Annotated in this window: 18 protein-coding genes; 12 read left to right on the top strand and 6 right to left on the bottom strand. The window is 39.6% G+C overall.

The genetic code is table 11. The features are described from left to right. Positions 1-102: 102 nt before the first annotated feature. From I6F43_RS10085 to yacG, 4 genes are all read left to right on the top strand, one after another. The gene (locus I6F43_RS10085) at positions 103-996 is read left to right on the top strand and encodes a prepilin peptidase (RefSeq protein WP_197102102.1); all 894 of its coding nucleotides are present in this window, start codon (positions 103-105) and stop codon (positions 994-996) included. A gap of 1 nt (position 997) precedes the next feature. After that, positions 998-1639 (top strand): dephospho-CoA kinase, encoded by a 642-nt coding sequence (gene coaE, locus I6F43_RS10080; protein ID WP_197102100.1) that lies wholly within the window; start codon positions 998-1000, stop codon positions 1637-1639. A gap of 126 nt (positions 1640-1765) precedes the next feature. Then, positions 1766-3442 carry a type IV-A pilus assembly ATPase PilB gene (gene pilB / locus I6F43_RS10075; protein ID WP_197102098.1) on the top strand — a complete coding sequence of 559 codons (1677 nt, stop codon included), beginning with the start codon at positions 1766-1768 and terminating at the stop codon, positions 3440-3442. 114 nt (positions 3443-3556) lie between these two features. Further along, the gene (gene yacG / locus I6F43_RS10070) at positions 3557-3787 is read left to right on the top strand and encodes a DNA gyrase inhibitor YacG (protein WP_007586146.1); all 231 of its coding nucleotides are present in this window, start codon (positions 3557-3559) and stop codon (positions 3785-3787) included. 71 nt (positions 3788-3858) lie between these two features. Here yacG and I6F43_RS10065 read toward each other — a convergent pair whose 3' ends face one another. Further along, positions 3859-4347, bottom strand: a complete 489-nt coding sequence (locus I6F43_RS10065) for a periplasmic heavy metal sensor (protein ID WP_197102096.1) — start codon at positions 4345-4347, stop codon at positions 3859-3861. A gap of 165 nt (positions 4348-4512) precedes the next feature. Here I6F43_RS10065 and I6F43_RS10060 point away from each other — a divergent pair, with 165 nt between their 5' ends. From I6F43_RS10060 to I6F43_RS10050, 3 genes are read left to right on the top strand one after another with little or no spacing between them, the layout of a single operon-like run. After that, entirely contained in the window at positions 4513-5202 is a 690-nt protein-coding gene (locus tag I6F43_RS10060) for a response regulator (protein ID WP_101163286.1), read from the top strand. After that, positions 5180-6595: an ATP-binding protein gene (locus I6F43_RS10055; protein ID WP_197102094.1), complete on the top strand. Its 1416-nt coding sequence runs from the start codon at positions 5180-5182 to the stop codon at positions 6593-6595. Before I6F43_RS10060 ends, I6F43_RS10055 begins: the two co-directional genes overlap by 23 nt. Positions 6596-6598: 3 nt before the next feature. Further along, positions 6599-7546, top strand: a complete 948-nt coding sequence (locus I6F43_RS10050) for an alpha/beta fold hydrolase (protein WP_007586153.1) — start codon at positions 6599-6601, stop codon at positions 7544-7546. On the opposite strand, the gene I6F43_RS10045 is transcribed toward I6F43_RS10050, so the two are convergent. Then, positions 7506-8372 carry a cation diffusion facilitator family transporter gene (locus I6F43_RS10045; protein WP_101163300.1) on the bottom strand — a complete coding sequence of 289 codons (867 nt, stop codon included), beginning with the start codon at positions 8370-8372 and terminating at the stop codon, positions 7506-7508. The genes I6F43_RS10050 and I6F43_RS10045 overlap by 41 nt on opposite strands. Before the next feature lie 161 nt (positions 8373-8533). On the opposite strand from I6F43_RS10045, the gene trmL reads away from it, so the two are divergent. After that, complete coding sequence (gene trmL, locus I6F43_RS10040; protein WP_007582820.1) at positions 8534-8998, top strand: tRNA (uridine(34)/cytosine(34)/5-carboxymethylaminomethyluridine(34)-2'-O)-methyltransferase TrmL; 465 nt, start codon at positions 8534-8536, stop codon at positions 8996-8998. Between the two features lie 69 nt (positions 8999-9067). Here the strand turns inward: trmL and gpsA are convergent, their stop codons facing one another. The 4 genes from gpsA to I6F43_RS10020 are packed head-to-tail and all read right to left on the bottom strand — an operon-like array spanning position 9068 to position 11319. Further along, positions 9068-10075, bottom strand: coding sequence for an NAD(P)H-dependent glycerol-3-phosphate dehydrogenase (gene gpsA / locus I6F43_RS10035; RefSeq protein ID WP_007582822.1), 1008 nt, complete (start codon positions 10073-10075; stop codon positions 9068-9070). Positions 10076-10078: 3 nt separating this feature from the next. Next, on the bottom strand, positions 10079-10564 hold the full coding sequence (gene secB / locus I6F43_RS10030; protein WP_007582825.1) for a protein-export chaperone SecB: 486 nt from the start codon (positions 10562-10564) through the stop codon (positions 10079-10081). A 34-nt stretch (positions 10565-10598) separates the two neighbouring features. Further along, on the bottom strand, positions 10599-10856 hold the full coding sequence (gene grxC, locus I6F43_RS10025; RefSeq protein ID WP_002957783.1) for a glutaredoxin 3: 258 nt from the start codon (positions 10854-10856) through the stop codon (positions 10599-10601). A 31-nt stretch (positions 10857-10887) separates the two neighbouring features. Beyond that, positions 10888-11319, bottom strand: a complete 432-nt coding sequence (locus tag I6F43_RS10020) for a rhodanese-like domain-containing protein (protein ID WP_002957784.1) — start codon at positions 11317-11319, stop codon at positions 10888-10890. A gap of 603 nt (positions 11320-11922) precedes the next feature. On the opposite strand from I6F43_RS10020, the gene gpmM reads away from it, so the two are divergent. Genes gpmM through I6F43_RS10000 form a run of 4 tightly spaced genes read left to right on the top strand, consistent with a single transcriptional unit; the run spans position 11923 to position 16721 of the window. After that, positions 11923-13467 (top strand): 2,3-bisphosphoglycerate-independent phosphoglycerate mutase, encoded by a 1545-nt coding sequence (gene gpmM / locus I6F43_RS10015; RefSeq protein WP_197102092.1) that lies wholly within the window; start codon positions 11923-11925, stop codon positions 13465-13467. Between the two features lie 3 nt (positions 13468-13470). Next, a complete protein-coding gene (locus I6F43_RS10010) occupies positions 13471-14610 on the top strand; it encodes a murein hydrolase activator EnvC family protein (protein ID WP_197102090.1) in 1140 nt (379 codons plus the stop codon). Positions 14611-14644: 34 nt separating this feature from the next. Next, on the top strand, positions 14645-15910 hold the full coding sequence (locus I6F43_RS10005) for a S41 family peptidase (RefSeq protein ID WP_197102089.1): 1266 nt from the start codon (positions 14645-14647) through the stop codon (positions 15908-15910). A gap of 49 nt (positions 15911-15959) precedes the next feature. Continuing rightward, positions 15960-16721: a divergent polysaccharide deacetylase family protein gene (locus tag I6F43_RS10000; protein WP_169044347.1), complete on the top strand. Its 762-nt coding sequence runs from the start codon at positions 15960-15962 to the stop codon at positions 16719-16721. Positions 16722-16959 lie beyond the last annotated feature (238 nt).

The following is a 16959-nucleotide window of genomic DNA, read 5'->3' as shown; positions in this document are numbered from 1 at the left end:
TATAAGAAACCTTGCGATTTTAGAGGGAAGCACATGTAGCAGCGATTTTATATCGCGTCCTCCTAATTGTATTATTGAAATATTTTAGTTTTAGGTAAATAAATGCAAAGTATTATAGAAGTAATGCAAAGCCAATTGTGGTTTTATTTAATAACCGTTGGCTTAATTAGTTTATGTATTGGTAGTTTTTTAAATGTAGTTATTTATCGCTTACCGCTGATGATGCAACGTGAGTGGCAAAGCGAATGCAGACTACTGCTAGAAGATGAACTTACAGCTAATAAATCTAAACAAGCCAATATCAATGAGCCTTTTAACTTAGTAAAACCCAATTCTACCTGCCCTAAATGTAAAACTGCCATTAAGCCTTGGCAGAATATTCCTATTATTAGTTGGTTAATACTTAAAGGTAAATGCGCAAGTTGCAGTAACCCTATTTCTGCTCGATACCCTGCTGTAGAGCTAATTACTGCCCTATTAAGTTTAATTGTTGCCTATAGTTTTGGTGCGACCGAGCAAGCCCTTTTATATATTTTTGTAACGTGGATATTGGTAGCACTGACCTTTATTGATATTGACCACATGCTGCTGCCAGATCAACTTACACTTCCGCTGGTATGGCTTGCACTTATTGCCTCTGTTATGGGTTACACAATTACACCAACCGATGCCATTATTGGTGCTGCTTGCGGTTATTTAAGCTTATGGAGTGTGTTTTGGCTATTTAAGTTATTAACCGGTAAAGAAGGCATGGGTTATGGCGACTTTAAATTGCTTGCTGTATTTGGTGCTTTGCTTGGCTGGCAGTCATTACTTACTATTATTCTGCTTTCGAGCGTAGTGGGTGCCATTATAGGTATTGCACTGCTGAGCATACAAGGTAAAGACAAAGCGACCCCTATCCCTTTTGGGCCTTATTTAGCGATAGCTGGCTGGATTACAATGCTTTGGGGCAACCAAATTCAAGGCGCTTATTTTAATTTAATTGGTTATTAAAATGAGTGAACAAATAGCTAAAGTAAACAGCTGGGTATTAGGTTTAACAGGTGGTATTGGCTGTGGTAAAACAGCCGTAAGCAATATGTTTGAAGATCTTGGTATTACAATTGTTGATGCCGATATAATTGCGCGCGAAGTAGTACTCCCAAATAGCAAAGGGCTAAAAGCGATTACCCAACACTTTGGTGAACATATTTTATTGCCCGACGGCACATTAAATAGAGCAGAGCTTCGTGCAAAAATATTTACTAACAACAATGACAAAGAATGGCTTAATGCGTTGCTGCACCCTCTTATACGGATAAAAACACTAAACGATTTAAATAATGCAACTAGCCCTTATGTTGTTTTAGTAGCGCCTTTATTGTTTGAAAACAACCTTGATAAATATTGCGACCATACCTTACTTATTGATGTACCAACCTCAGTACAGATAGCGCGTACAGCAAAACGCGACAGCACAAGTATTAAGCAAGTTAAAAGTATTATTGCCTCGCAAATGTCACGTGCCGATAAGCAGCAAAAAGCGGATGATATTTTAAATAACGACCGTAGTTTAAACCTAGTGCATATAGAACTTGTTGATCTTCATAAAAAGTACCTACAATATGCATTACACAACAAAACTAACTCACATTAACACTGTCCTAACTCACACAAACTCGTATTTTAGTTAGTAAAATCACAACAAAGAATGAAAGGTGATGTAATCACCTTCTTTTTTCTGATAAATTGCTAACTATTGAAGGAATAAAACAGGTGCGCAATGAATATTAACTCACCGTTATTGAGAAAATTTATAACCCTTGGCCGCATTGATGCCGACACGGTTAAAAACAAACAAAATGAATTTGCCTCAACAGCTGAGCTTATTTCTAAATGTGGAAAAATCGATAGTAAAGATTTAGCTGAACAATGTATTGATTTGTTTCGCGTACCTTATTTTGATTTAAAAGATTTTGATCCTACAAGAATCCCGGCCGATCTCGTAAAAGAAAAACTCATACGTAAACATCACATTTTGCCGCTTGTTCAAAAAGATCGAAAAGTTTATATAGCAGCATCAGACCCAACAGATTACGGCGCATTCGAAAACTTTGAGTTTAGTACCGGTCTTTCATGCGAAATTGTTGTTGTTGATTATATTCAACTCGATAACAAAATTGAGCAGTTGTTAGATGCCACTGGTAGCTTAAATCTAACTGATGACGAATTTCAGGAATTTGCTGATTTAGATTCAGAAAGCCAAAGAGATACAGCATCACAAGATGACGATAAAGATGATGCGCCTATCATCGTTTACATCAACAAAATTTTAATGGATGCCATTAAAAAAGGCGCCTCTGATTTACACTTTGAACCGTATGAGCACAAGTACCGTATTCGTTTTCGTATTGACGGCATTTTGCATGAAGTGGCAAGCCCACCTAATACATTAGCAACCAAGCTTTCTGCGCGTATTAAAGTAATGTCGCGACTCGATATTGCCGAAAAACGCAAACCACAAGATGGTCGTATAAAACTAAAAATTACTGAACGCAAAAGTATCGACTTTCGTGTAAGTACCATGCCTACCTTGTGGGGCGAAAAAATAGTAATGCGTATCCTTGATTCATCAAGCGCTATGTTAGGCATTGATGTATTAGGCTATGAGCCTGAGCAGAAAAAGCTCTATATGGATGCGCTTGCCCAGCCTCAAGGGATGATATTGGTAACAGGGCCAACGGGTTCTGGTAAAACAGTATCGCTATACACAGGTTTAAATATATTAAACCAGCCAGAGCGTAATATTAGTACTGCGGAAGATCCGGTTGAGATTAACCTTGAAGGTGTAAACCAAGTACAAATTAATATTAAAGCCGATATGACTTTTGCCAATGCACTGCGTGCATTTTTACGTCAAGATCCTGATGTAGTTATGGTAGGTGAAATACGTGACTTAGAAACCGCAGAAATATCAATAAAAGCGGCGCAAACAGGTCACTTGGTTTTATCAACATTGCATACAAACTCAGCGCCGGAAACAATCACCCGTTTATTAAATATGGGTGTGCCGGCTTATAACGTAGCAAGTTCGATCAGCTTAATTATAGCCCAGCGTTTAGCACGTCGTTTGTGCCCTAAATGTAAAACGCCAGAACAACTTCCGAGTGAAGAACTGGCTCGCCAAGGATTTAGCGCCAAGCAAATTGAAGAAATGACGTTATATACGCCTAAAGGGTGTGATAGCTGTACCGATGGTTATAAAGGCCGAGTGGGTATTTACGAAGTAATGCAAATTACCCCTGAAATTGCCCAAATTATTATGCGCGGTGGTAACTCGCTTGAAATAGCTGACGTTTCACTTAAAGCCGGATTTAATAATTTACGTTTATCTGGTTTACGCAAAGCAGCCGATGGCCTTACATCCCTTGGTGAAATTAATCGTGTGACTAATTTTTAAAGGTCCATAGTAAAAGCTACAAGGTTCTGAACACTAAATTCAGAGCCTTACTTATACCTAGAGACTCATATCTAAGTAATGTAAAATGCAGAAAAAGATTGTAAAGAGTAAATTATGCCTACTATTGTAAACTGCCCAACCTGTAAAACTAAAGTTGAATGGTCAGAGCAAAGCCCATTTCGTCCTTTTTGCTCAAAACGCTGTCAGCTAATTGATTTAGGTGAATGGTCGTTTGAAAATAACAGAATTTCTGCACCAATCACGTCCGCAGAAGAGTTTAGCCAAGACATGATTGAAGATATTGAAGCTATGCTGGCTAAAAATGAAGATGACTTTTTTAAGTAATTTATCTTCATTATGCCCTAAATACGAAAACCAGCATTAAGCTGGTTTTTTAGTATTTACAAAAAGTATAATTAACTTTTTTGTTTACGGTGCTTTTTATTCATACGCTTTTGCATTTTAGCAAATTTCTCTTTTTGCTCAGCGTTAAGTACTTGCATTACTTGATGCTGCGTTTTTAGTTTAATTAAACCAAATTGCTCACCTTTTTCGCGGCGTTCATTTAATAGCTCTTTTGCTGCATTTTCGTCAAATGTTGCCGCCGAAAGTAACGCATCCATTTTAGCTTTGTGCGCTTCACGCATCGCTTTACGGGCTTCTTTATCGTCGCCACGCAACGCTTTCATCTGTGTTTTTTGCGCTTCAAAAATAGCTTTTAGCTTAGTTTGCTGCTCATCTGTTAAGCTTAATTTTTCAACGCCGCGCTCAGAAAGTAAAAAGCGAGCTTGAGAATGGCCTTGTTTATGTCCGTCGCCTTTAGCTAATACGCTACCAGCACCAAGCGTTGCTGTTGCTAAGCCACAGATAAGTACTAATTTTGAAAGTGTATTTAATTTAGTCATAATCATTACCTTAATATTGGGTTGGTTGTGGCTGCTAAGCCAGTGAGTTAACTATACCTAACTCAATGCAAAGTAACGCAAAGCAGTGTAAAGGTTGTGTAAAGATTCACCTTTGCACTATTTAGCGGGTAAAATAACGCTATAAACAACTCTAAGGGTTTGTAAATGAAACTATTAATGATTGATGACGACACTGGCCTTTGCGAGCTATTAAGTGAGTATTTAACTGCCCAAGGGTTTGAAATACAAAGCGTACACGACGGTGAGCAAGGCCTTAAACTAGCACAAGCAAATGACTACGCCCTTATATTGCTAGATGTAATGTTACCAACGCTTGATGGTTTTGAAGTGCTTAAACAACTTAGGCAAACAAAACTCACACCGGTGATAATGCTTACTGCAAAAGGTGAAGACTTTGACCGTATTTTTGGTCTAGAGCTAGGCGCTGACGATTACATACCAAAGCCTTTTAATCATCGTGAATTACTAGCCCGCGTAAAAGCAATAACACGCCGTATAGAGCACATTAATAGCTTAAATGCAGCTACAACGAGTAAGTTACTCGTTAATGGTATTACTGTTAACCTTGCTGCGCGAGAGGCCTCAATCGACGGCTCTACACTGACTCTTACTGGTACAGAGTACGAAATACTCACGCTATTGTGTAAAAATGCAGGCGAAGTGGTTAGTAAAGAGCAAATTAGCGAAGAAGTACTAGGCAGGCGTTTAGCTTCTTTTGATCGCTCTATCGATATGCATGTAAGTAATATCCGTAAAAAAATAGCTGAGCATATTTCAGGTGAGCGAATTAAAACAATGCGAGGTACGGGTTATGTCTTTATCCAAGGCGAATAAAAGCACTTACTTTGCTTGGTTAAAACACCCTGGGCACTACCTGTTTTTTAAAGTATTTATTTGGTTTTGGTTAACTATAATCGGCACCGTAGCAGCGCTTATATTTTTAAGTAATATAACCGCTATTAATGCGGTATCTAACGAGCCACTTTATGGCCCTATGAAAAAAAACCTAATATACACCGCCAAAAGTATTGAGCGTACTGCCATTAAACATAAGCGCAGCCTAAGTGAAGTATTAGTACACCCTCGCCTATCAAAGCGTAAACTTTTATACTTAAGCGCAGCCCAAAGCGAGGACTCTCTTAGTAGTAAAGAGGTGCCAGAGAGCATCGATTTAAGTTTATTAAACTTCACTCAAAATATGTCACCGCAAATTATTTTCACTGAAAAATATCAAGCCTTCGGCCCTGTTAATATAAACGTGCCTGAAGGGAGTTTTTATCTTTACGAAATAGATATTAACCATCAACCACCGCTAATAATGCGCTTTAAGCTTATGCCTAATTGGATGAAAATAGTCATCGCAATTGTTGCATCTCTCATTTTAAGCTTTGTATTTAGCCGTAACTTAATAGCCCCTATAAATAGCCTTAAAAAAGCGGCAATTAAACTATCAGCGGGTAACCTAAGCGCAAGAGCCGAGATTTCTGTAAACCGAAAAGATGAGCTAGGAATACTAGGGCGAGATTTTAACAGCATGGCTAATCAGTTAGAGCTTTTAATCAGCTCACAAAAACGCTTATTAGCCGACATATCACATGAATTACGATCGCCTCTTACACGTTTAAAAATGGCTACCGGACTTGCACAAATGCAAGCTAACGACGCTAGCCAATCGTATTTATTACGCATAGAAAAAGAAGCAAACCAACTCGATAAGATGATTGCCGACGTGCTACAAGTTTCTCGCTTAGAAGCAAAAAGCCAAGCGCTTTCACTGCAAAAACAATCATTACAAATAATTGTAGATCACGTTATTAATGATGCGCAGTTTGAAGCAAAACAAAATAATAAGCAGCTAAATATAGTGGGCGCTGTAGACGTAAATATTAATTGCGACGAAGGCCTTATTGCCAGTGCGCTTGAAAACCTATTGCGCAACGCTATTAAATACGCAAATAATACAATTAGCATTACTCTAAAGCATGCTGATGCCATTTATATAGAAATATGTGACGATGGCTCTGGTGTGCCAGATGATCAACTGAGCAAGCTTTGCGAGCCCTTTTTTAGACAGTCAGATGCGCGGGATCGCGTAAGTGGTGGCACGGGGTTAGGTCTGGCGATTGCTAAAAATGCTATTACTGCGCATGGCGGCAGTTTAGTATTATCAAATAAAGAACAAGGTGGCTTGTGTGCTAATATAACCTTGCCATTAATAAAAGAGTAAAGCATGTTTTATAGTAGTGAGCGTGAGCTTAAGAGTAATCAAATAACAATTAATAACTTTTATAAAAACACGCTAATTAAAGCTTATTTAGATACACCTAACGGGCAATTATTTTATGCTTATGCCATACCAGATAAAGCCAAAAATGCCATTGTAATAAGCTCTGGGCGCCTTGAAGGGTTAGATAAATATAAAGAGTTGTTATGGGAGCTGTATAACAATAATTTTGCCATATTCATAGCCGATCACCAAGGACAAGGCCGCTCTTATCGCCACCTACTAAATAAGCACAAAGGCCATGTTAATCAATTTAAAGATTACAGCGCAGACCTAAACTTATTTAATACACAAATAGTGGATACTCATTGGCAAGGTAAAAAGGTGTTAGTGAGTCATTCAATGGGCGGCGCCATAGCATTTGACTATCTTGCGCATTTCGAACACAATTTTAGTGGCGCGTTTTTATCAGCGCCTATGCTTGATATTTATACAAAAAATACACCAAAGCCTTTAGCTAAATTAATAGCAAGTACTGCAACCCTTTTGGGTCAAAAAGACAATTACGCACTAGGGCAAACCGATTACATACCCGATGAGTTTGCTACAAATGTATTAACCAGCAGCCCAGTGCGTTACGAGCTATTTAGGCAAACATATCAAGAAGAGCCATTACTACAGCTCGGCGGTGTTACTTACGGCTGGCTAAATGCGACGTTTGCATTTATAACTTCGGTGGATAACTTAAGTGTGACTATTCCACTTTATATTGCCAGTGCACAAAACGACGAAGTGGTTGATAACAATGCCCAATATAAATTAGCAAACAGGCACGTAAACACTGTACTTAAAAGCTTTGAAGGCGCTAAACACGAGCTGTTTTTTGAACGTGATGAAATACGCCAGCCATTGCTTAAAAGCTTGTATCAGTTTTGTGAGTCGGTGACGGCTTAACAAGTACCGACAAAGGGTCGAGGTGGATCAGTATATCTACCTCAGACTCAAAACGTTCGCTAAGCATTGCCTCTACTTCATCAGCCACATTATGTGCGCGAATCAAACTTAAATGATCATCAAGCTCTAAGTGCATTTGGATAAACTTAACTTTTCCGCCTTGGCGCGTACGAATATCATGCACACCATGTACATCAGCATGGGCTCTGGCTATATCAAATATGCTTTGCTTTTCATCATCTGGCAGTTCTTTATCCATTAAATGATCGGCACTATCGCGAGCAATATCCCAGCTGTTATAAAGTAAGTAACCCGCTACACCTATCGCAAAAACAGGATCTGCATACAACACACCATAATAAGCTAACAAAATAGCTAATAGCACAGCGGCATTTAATATTAAATCACCTTTGTAATGTACTGAGTCGGCTTTTATAGCAATTGAATCGGTGTATTTAACCACCTTGTTTTGTACAAATACAATGACCAACGTACACGCAATAGCAAAAATACTTACCCACACACCTAATAAAGAATGGCTTAACTGTATAGGGTTAAATAATCGCTCAATACCATGAAAAGCAAGTAGGCAACCTGAGCCTGCAATAAACGCGGCTTGCCCAAGTCCAGCAAGTGCTTCAGCTTTACCGTGTCCAAATCTATGGTCATCATCTGCTGGGCGCAGTGCGTAACCTAGCACTAAAAAACTCATGGCGGTGGCTGTTATATCCATTAACGAATCAGTTAACGAGCCAAGCATTGAAGCCGAGCCAGAAGCCAGCCATGCCCATGTTTTTGCGCCAATCATTAAACTAACCATTACCATGGTAACAATGCTTGAAGTTTTAACCCAAAATTCGTAGCTACGGTTATGCACGTTTTAATCCGATAATTAGGAGTATTCAATAGTGTGAGTATATCATTTTTTTAAAAGGTTTCGTGTATACTGCCCTTCGTCAAACTACAGATTATTTTATAAGGCTCATTATGCTGGATATTGTTTTATACCAACCTGAAATACCGCCTAACACTGGTAATATTATTCGCCTATGTGCCAATACCGGCTATGCATTACATTTAATTGAGCCGCTAGGTTTTGAGTGGGACGATAAGCGCGTGAAACGTGCAGGACTTGATTATCATGAATTTAGTCATGTTCAACGCCATGCCTCATTTGAAGATTACCTTGAAAAATGTAAACCAAAAAAAATATATGCATGTACAACCAAAGGTAGTCAGTTTCACCATGAAGCAAGTTACGAAGCGGGTGACTGCTTGGTATTTGGCCCAGAGACTCGCGGCTTGCCTGACGATATGATCCAAGCACTGCCAAAAGAGCAGCGTGTGCGTATTCCTATGCAAGCCAATAGCCGAAGCATGAACTTATCAAACGCAGTAGCTGTGTTTGTCTACGAGTCGTGGCGCCAGTTGGGTTTTCCTAACGCGCAGTAAATAGCTTTGAGCTAAACAACAAAAAACCGACATAACGTCGGTTTTTTAGTTTTATAAACGCTTATAAAATTATTCAGAACGTTGCTCTCGGCCTAATAGCGCCATTGCAGCTTCTTTCATATCTTTATTTTCATAAAGCACTTTATAAATTTGCTCGGTAATCGGCATTTCTACACCGCTACGCTGCGCTAATAAATACACTTCTTTGGTATTTCTAAAGCCTTCAACTACTTGACCAATTGATTCAATAGCAGCATCAACGCTTTCGCCTTTACCTAACGCTAAACCAAATCGACGATTACGTGATTGGTTATCTGTACACGTTAGTATTAAATCGCCAAGGCCTGCCATCCCCATGAAGGTTTCTGGCTTAGCACCAAGAGCGCAACCTAAACGAGTAAGCTCTGCAAGGCCTCGGGTGATAAGTGCGGTACGCGCATTAGCGCCAAAACCAACACCGTCCGAAATACCGGCACCAATGGCAATTACATTCTTAACCGCACCACCGAGCTGTATACCAATAAAATCATCATTGTTATACACACGGAATGAGCGACCACAATGAAGTAAATCAGCGAGCTGCTGAGCAAATTCAGGCGACGTAGAAGACACTGAAATAGCTGTAGGTGAGCCCATCGCCATTTCTTTTGCAAACGTAGGACCCGACAGTACCGCAAGTGGAATATCATCACCTAATTCTTGCAAAGCCACTTCTTGTAACAAACGTCCAGTATTAGGCTCAAGCCCTTTAGTTGCCCACGCTACTTTAGCACCGTCTTGCAATGCAGGTTTAATCTGCGCAAGTGTGTCGCCAAAAGCATGGCTTGGCACAACAACAAGTACAATAGCGCTGCTAGCAACGGCATGTTGTAAGTTAGCTTCAAGAGTAAGAGTATCTGGAAAAGGAGCATCAGGTAAGTAACGTTGATTTTTCCGCTCAGCTGCAAGCGTGGCAACGTCGTCGCTATTTCGTCCCCAAAGTGTCACGTGGTGACCATTTCGGGCTAAACAAATAGCAAGGGCGGTGCCGTAAGACCCCGCCCCTAATACAGTAACAGCTGTAGTTGCTGTACTCATAAGTTATGCGTCTGCTGAAGCCTGGTCAGCTTGCGCAGTACGTTGTTGCATGTATTGTGCAAATAACGCATCAAAATTAACTGGCGCAAGGTTAAGCTGTGGGAAAGTACCACGGTTAACAAGGTTTGAAACAGCTTCACGTGCATATGGGAACAACACGTTAGGACAAAATGCACCTAGCATGTGCGCAAGTTGCACTTCTTCAACTTCAGCAATAGTAAAAATACCTGCTTGTTGAATTTCACATAAGAACGCAGTTTCTTCACCAAGAGAAGCGGTTACAGTTAGCGCTAAAACAACTTCAAATACACCTTCGTCTAGTTTATTAGAGCGTGTATCTAGGTCTAGCTTAACTTCTGGCGTCCATTCTTTTTGAAAAATGGCCGGAGAGTTTGGCGTTTCAAACGATACATCTTTAGTGTAAATACGTTGAATAGTAAATTGTGCGCCGTCTTGTGCAGCTGCTACGTTTTGATTTTCTTCGTTCATTGTTATTCCTAACTTGTTCGTTATTATAATTAAATTAAGCGTTTAGCTTAGCGTCAAGTTTACCTTGCGCTTCAATAGCCATCATGTCGTCGCAGCCACCGATATGTTCATCATTAATAAAAATTTGCGGTACTGTGCTTGCACCACCTGCTTTGGCAATCATTTCATCGCGTAGCTCAGGCTGTACACCAATATCATAATTTGTGTATTCAACGCCTTTGCTGTTTAAAAGCGAAAGAGCACGCTGACAAAATGGACAATACGCCTTGGTGTATAAAACAACATTACTCATAATAAATCCTCTATCGGCCTAGCTAAACTGATTAGCGACCTGTTGTAGTTGGTAAGCTGGCAGATTGCCACGCACCCATGCCACCTGCTAATAAGTAAACTCGTTCAAAACCAGCTTTACTCATAGCGGCTGCAGTACCTTGGGCAGTCATACCTGTAGTACATACAACTATAATGGGTTTAGTCTTGTACTTTTCAAGGCTTGAAAAGTCAGATTTTTTCGCATTCTCTGGGCTTAAGTGCTCAGCACCAGAAATACGCCCTGCATTAAACTCTTTTTGCGCACGTATATCGATTACTTGACCGTCATCACGGTTAATAAGTAACGTAAGCTGCTGAGGATTTATTTGACGAACAGCTGAAAGCTTACTCTTTATCCAGCCACTAACAATAAGGAAAACAATACCAACCCAAGCAAGGCTTAAAATGGGATGATTTGTAATAAATTCAATATATTGATCCATTCTACTTCCACTATGAAATTATGTTTTAAACCTAGGGCGTGTTGGCCTTTGTGGATTGAAATTTGTTCAATCTAGGGGCGATTAAATCGCGGCGCGAGATTTGTAACCTAGTGGGCTAAGTAAAAACCGAGCAACAAAGAGGTAATAGTCCCTAGAAAGAACCCAACGGGCAGCGTATGTTTGGTATTTATGCTACGTTATCGCCTATTTATGGGGAGTAACCACACTTCATAGGCTCTGCCTTGCCTAAAAACCAAACATACTGCTGCAAATTCAACCACCAAAGTGCAACACGCCCTAATATTTTAAGGATTTTGTACTTTAGCCACGCAAGTATACCCAAACCAACCTAAAATGCGAGTTTAGGAGCACTTAGAGACGTTTAAAAAACGATAAAGCCCCCCATATATAGTTAACAAGAACTCTGGATAATAAATCTATCTCAAGCAGAGTTCAGGTTAGTCAATGAGGTATAAGTGAAAAAATTTAATATCTTGTTTTCAATGCTGATCCTAGCTTAAAAACACGGTATGCTAAAACCACGCTAATAAACCTTTTAGGTGCACAGTATCCATCAACAGATACTAATTTTCAGGAGCTATTATGACAGAGCATAAAAAACCACTGGTATTAATGATTTTAGACGGTTGGGGATACCGCGAAGATACGCAAAGTAATGCTATTCTTGCAGCTAACACACCGGTATTAGACAATTTATGGGCCACACGGCCACACACATTAATATCAGCTTCGGGTTTAGATGTTGGTCTTCCTGATGGTCAAATGGGTAACTCAGAAGTTGGCCATGTGAACTTAGGTGCTGGTCGCATTGTTTATCAAGATTTTACCCGTATCACTAAAGCAATTAACGATGGCGAATTTGATTCAACCCCAGCCTTAGTTGAAAACATAGATAAAGCGGTAAGTGCAGGAAAAGCAGTTCACATAATGGGTCTTTTAAGCCCAGGTGGTGTGCATAGCCATGAAGACCACATAGTTGCTAGCATAAAACTTGCTGCAAAACGTGGCGCTAAAGAAGTTTACTTTCATGGCTTTTTAGATGGCCGCGATACACCTCCACGTAGTGCTAAAGCGTCAATCGAACGTATTGAAGCGTTATTTAGCGAACTTAAATGCGGTCGTTTGGCGTCACTTATTGGCCGCTACTACGCAATGGACAGAGACAACCGTTGGAACCGCGTAGAAAAAGCTTACAACGTAATTGCATTAGCTGAAGGTGACTTTAATTTTGATAACGGCTTAGAGGCACTTAATGCAGCGTACGAACGCGACGAAAACGACGAATTTGTGGCCGCTACAACCATTACACCAACAGGCGCCGCTCCTGCTTCAATAAACGATGGCGACACTCTAATTTTTGCCAACTTTAGAGCAGATAGAGCCCGCGAAATTACTCGCGCTTTTGTTGAGCCTGATTTTGATGGATTCGCAAGAAAAAGAACGCCAGAGCTTAGTGCATTTGTAATGATGACAGAGTATGCAGCCGATATAGATGCACCTATTGCCTTTGGTTCAACACCGTTAGTAAACGTACTTGGTGAGTGGTTTGAAAAAAATAACAAAACACAGCTTCGCATTTCAGAAACCGAAAAATACGCACACGTTACGTTTTTCTTTAGTGGCGGGCGCGAAAGTGAATTTAAAGGCGAAACACGCGAGCTAATTCCTTCGCCGCAAGTTGCAACCTACGACTTACAACCTGAAATGAACTCAGAAATGCTAACCGACAAACTAGTAGCAGCAATTAAAAGCGGTAAATACGATGCTATTATTTGTAACTACCCTAACGGCGATATGGTTGGTCACTCTGGTGTATTTGAAGCTGCTGTTAAAGCTTGTGAAGCTGTAGATAGCTGTATCGGACGTGTTGTTGATGCACTTGAAGAGTTTGGTGGTGAAGCACTAATAACAGCCGATCATGGTAATGCTGAGCAAATGGCTGATCTTAAAACAGGCCAAGCGCATACAGCTCACACTAGTGAACCAGTACATTTTATTTATGTTGGTCGCGATGCAGAGCCTATGCAAGGTAAAGCATTAAGTGATGTAGCCCCTACAATGCTTCACTTAATGGGCATGGAGCAACCAAACGAAATGACTGGTACGCCTATCATGATGTTGAAATAACACATGAATAGACGTATTAACCGGTTAATTAAGTGCGGTTTAATACTAACTTCATTAGTGACTGCATCTGCAGCTGCTAATGAAGATCGTACTAAAAAAGACTTATCAGAAGTTCAAAATGCACTTGAGCAAAGCCAAGCTGAGTATAACGCCCAAAGAAAAAAAATAGCGTCGCTACAAAAAAACCTAAAAAGCCATGAACTCGATATAGCTAAAAATGCTAAAGCACTTAACATGGCAGAGCAATCAGTAAAAGAAACTAAAACACAGCAAAAAGAGCTACAAAATAAAGCCGATGAGCTCGATAAAAAGCACACTCAATTTCAGAAAATTTTAGCCGCGCAACTTAAAAGCGCCTATATGGCCGGTGGCGACGACTACTCTAAAATGCTGTTAAATCAAGAAGACACTGCAAAATTTGAGCGCACACTTAGTTATTACAACTACTTAAATAAAGCCCGTATTGAACAAATTGAAGATCTAAAAGACCTTCAAAAGCAAATAGTACAAAACCAAAAAGAGCTTGTTAAAACACAAGAAAAACTAGCGCTTTTATTTGATGAGCAAAAAAGACGTCAAACTGCATTGCTTAATGCACAAAGTGAACGCCAAGCTAATCTTAAAAATTTACAAGCTCAGCTCAACAGCACCAAAAGTTCAATAAACTATTTAAAAGAAAACCAACAAACTTTGGTAGCAACAATTGAAGAGCTCGAAAAAGAAAAAACACAGAAAATTGAATTACTGGGCCTAAATAAAAACAAAGGTAAATTGGACTGGCCGAGCAAAGGCAAGTTAGAGCACACATTCGGCCAACGTAAACATGGTGGTATTGATTGGAAAGGCGTATTAATTGGTGCAAAAGAAGGCACTAATATTAATAGCGTACATAATGGCCAAGTTGTATTTGCCGATTGGCTAAAGGGCTATGGTTGGGTAATTGTTGTAGACCATGGTGAAGGTTTTATGAGCCTATATGGTCATGCCCAAACACTGCTAAGAGATGTAGGCGACATGGTACGCGAAGGCGAAACCCTTGCTTTAGTTGGCCAAAGCGGCGGACAAGCTAGTTCTGGTCTATACTTTGAAATACGCCACAAAGGACGCGCAGTAAATCCTGTAAAATGGTGCAAACGCATTTAATTAAATAAATCGCTGCACCGCTCTGGAGCAGCTGATGACAACTAAAAAAACTGCAGTAATTACTATTGATAAAAAAAATACAGGCTTTTATAAAAGTCTGTATTTACTTGTACTACTAACCTTAATCGCTTTTTCTAGTAACGCACTAGCAAGCTCGATTAAAGATCTTAAAAGACAACAAATAGACGAAATACTCTTTAACATCCATGCCTACTATGTTGAAGATCTCACCTTACAAAATAGCCACCACATTAAATATAATAGCCAACAGTTTGAGCGCTTATATTCAAAGCTCGACTCTTACTCTAAGTACTTAAATGAGCACGAACTAACCTCATTATTTGATAACACAAACGGGCGCTATACAGGTATTGGTATTGAAGTTAAAAATATCGACGAGAATATGACTATTGTTAATGTGGTTAATAACTCCCCCGCAAAAGCAGCGGGTATTTTGCAAGGTGATATTATTGTAAGTGTAAACAACCAAGCAGCCCAAAACCTTACAATCGATGAAGTAGCAACACTAATAAGAAACAGTAAATTTTCAAATATAGAACTAATTATAAGTCGTGATAACAATAAAAACCCACTCACGTTTCATGTAGCACGCCGCCAAATAAACCTCGAAAGCGTAACAAGCGAACTTCTAGATTTTGGTACTGGTTATATAGCTATCAATAATTTTTCTAACCACACATTACATGAGGTTGCTCTGCAAGTTGCTGCCCTGCAAAGCCACTTTGGTTACCCGCTCAAAGGCTTAGTAATTGATTTACGTGATAACCCAGGGGGTACATTACAAAGCGCAGTAGCGGTATCAGACCTATTTTTACAAAGTGGCACTATAGTGACGACTAAAGGGCGTTTTTACGATGCCAACCAAGCATTTTATGCAAAGCGTGGAGACATTCTAAAAAATGCCCCTATTGTTGTGCTTATAAACGAAAATTCAGCCTCTGCAGCCGAAATACTTGCAGCAGCGCTAAAAGATAATAAACGAGCAACCGTTGTTGGCAGTCAGTCTTTTGGGAAGGGTTCTGTACAATCGCTCATTCCGCTAGGTGACGGCAACACTGCATTAAAGCTCACCACAGCTAAATACTTTACGCCGCTAGGTAAGTCGATTGATGGAATAGGAATAACCCCAGATGTGGCGGTTAATCAAACAAACCTTTCACAAAGTAATAAAGCCGTTATAATAAAAAATAAACACACTAACAGTAACACGCAATTACTTACTGGTAACTTAGCCGACTTACAGTTAGTTAAAGCAAAACAATTACTCAGCATGCAATAGCTTGTATAAGCTGTTAAACAAAGCTAAAAAGATAATAAAAACTATAAACGTGAAAATAATAAAATGGCTAATATTAGCTATTTGTTTTAGCTCAGCAACAATTAGCGCCAAACAAATAGCAATAGTGATAGACGATATAGGCTATCATCAACGGGACTTAGAGTTCCTTTCCTTACCAGGGCAATTGTCGTATTCAATTTTGCCCCATACTCCTTATTCGCAAATTTTTGCAACGCTTGCTAGTCAATCAAATAAAGAGTTATTACTTCATGTACCTATGCAGGCACTTAACGGTAAAGAACTCGGACCTGGCGCGCTTACTTTAAATATGAATAAAGAGCAGCTTCAGCAAACTCTAGGAACAGCTCTCGCTAGTTTACCGCAAGTTAAAGGCGTTAATAACCACATGGGCTCAGCGCTTACGCAGCAAAGCCAAGCTATGAAGTGGACAATGGAAGTGCTTAAAAAGCGCCATTTATATTTTTTAGATAGCCGCACAACCGATTTAAGCCAAGCACAAAATGCTGCTAACTTTTTAGGTGTTGCCAATATTAGTCGCCAAGTGTTCTTAGACAATATAACTACACCAGAACAACTGCAGCTAAGGCTTGAAGAATTAAAACAACTAGCCATCACTCATAATTCCGCTATTGCAATTGCTCATCCCTACCCAGAAACAATCGAATTTTTACGTCATGCCTTACCCGAGCTAACTAAACAAGGTTTTGAGCTCGTGCCGGTTTCGCAGCTGGTTGAGCGTAAATACATTCAGTTAGCGCATGCTGAGGGTAAAGGAGTTAGTGCTCGGTGATATAAGCTTTAAATAATGCTATATCCGAATGATAAACTANAAGCTTTAAATAATGCTATATCCGAATGATAAACTAATACCAATTCGCTTAATTAAGTGGTCTATTTTGAGGGCGGAAAAACGTGTTGATAGCTAGGCAAAAAATTCGCTATTTAGTTGTTCTAAATGAGAATTTTTTAACGCAGGTAGCGACACGTTTAGCCCCGCAAAATGATTAAGTATTATTGCGGATTGGTAT

It is taken from the genome of Pseudoalteromonas sp. NZS71_1 (assembly GCF_015864305.1).
Taxonomy (GTDB): Bacteria; Pseudomonadota; Gammaproteobacteria; order Enterobacterales; family Alteromonadaceae; genus Pseudoalteromonas; species Pseudoalteromonas arctica.
This window is presented reverse-complemented; position numbering and strand designations above follow the sequence as displayed.

Coding starts and splice junctions, on each gene's coding strand:
- gpsA (WP_007582822.1), bottom strand. CDS start 10,075: ATGAGTACAGCAACTACAGCTGTTACTGTATTAGGGGCGGGGTCTTAC.
- I6F43_RS10060 (WP_101163286.1), top strand. CDS start 4,513: ATGAAACTATTAATGATTGATGACGACACTGGCCTTTGCGAGCTATTA.
- grxC (WP_002957783.1), bottom strand. CDS start 10,856: ATGAGTAATGTTGTTTTATACACCAAGGCGTATTGTCCATTTTGTCAG.
- I6F43_RS10055 (WP_197102094.1), top strand. CDS start 5,180: ATGTCTTTATCCAAGGCGAATAAAAGCACTTACTTTGCTTGGTTAAAA.
- trmL (WP_007582820.1), top strand. CDS start 8,534: ATGCTGGATATTGTTTTATACCAACCTGAAATACCGCCTAACACTGGT.
- I6F43_RS10065 (WP_197102096.1), bottom strand. CDS start 4,347: ATGACTAAATTAAATACACTTTCAAAATTAGTACTTATCTGTGGCTTA.
- gpmM (WP_197102092.1), top strand. CDS start 11,923: ATGACAGAGCATAAAAAACCACTGGTATTAATGATTTTAGACGGTTGG.
- secB (WP_007582825.1), bottom strand. CDS start 10,564: ATGAACGAAGAAAATCAAAACGTAGCAGCTGCACAAGACGGCGCACAA.
- I6F43_RS10085 (WP_197102102.1), top strand. CDS start 103: ATGCAAAGTATTATAGAAGTAATGCAAAGCCAATTGTGGTTTTATTTA.
- I6F43_RS10005 (WP_197102089.1), top strand. CDS start 14,645: ATGACAACTAAAAAAACTGCAGTAATTACTATTGATAAAAAAAATACA.
- I6F43_RS10020 (WP_002957784.1), bottom strand. CDS start 11,319: ATGGATCAATATATTGAATTTATTACAAATCATCCCATTTTAAGCCTT.
- coaE (WP_197102100.1), top strand. CDS start 998: ATGAGTGAACAAATAGCTAAAGTAAACAGCTGGGTATTAGGTTTAACA.
- I6F43_RS10050 (WP_007586153.1), top strand. CDS start 6,599: ATGTTTTATAGTAGTGAGCGTGAGCTTAAGAGTAATCAAATAACAATT.
- I6F43_RS10045 (WP_101163300.1), bottom strand. CDS start 8,372: ATGGTAATGGTTAGTTTAATGATTGGCGCAAAAACATGGGCATGGCTG.
- I6F43_RS10010 (WP_197102090.1), top strand. CDS start 13,471: ATGAATAGACGTATTAACCGGTTAATTAAGTGCGGTTTAATACTAACT.
- yacG (WP_007586146.1), top strand. CDS start 3,557: ATGCCTACTATTGTAAACTGCCCAACCTGTAAAACTAAAGTTGAATGG.
- pilB (WP_197102098.1), top strand. CDS start 1,766: ATGAATATTAACTCACCGTTATTGAGAAAATTTATAACCCTTGGCCGC.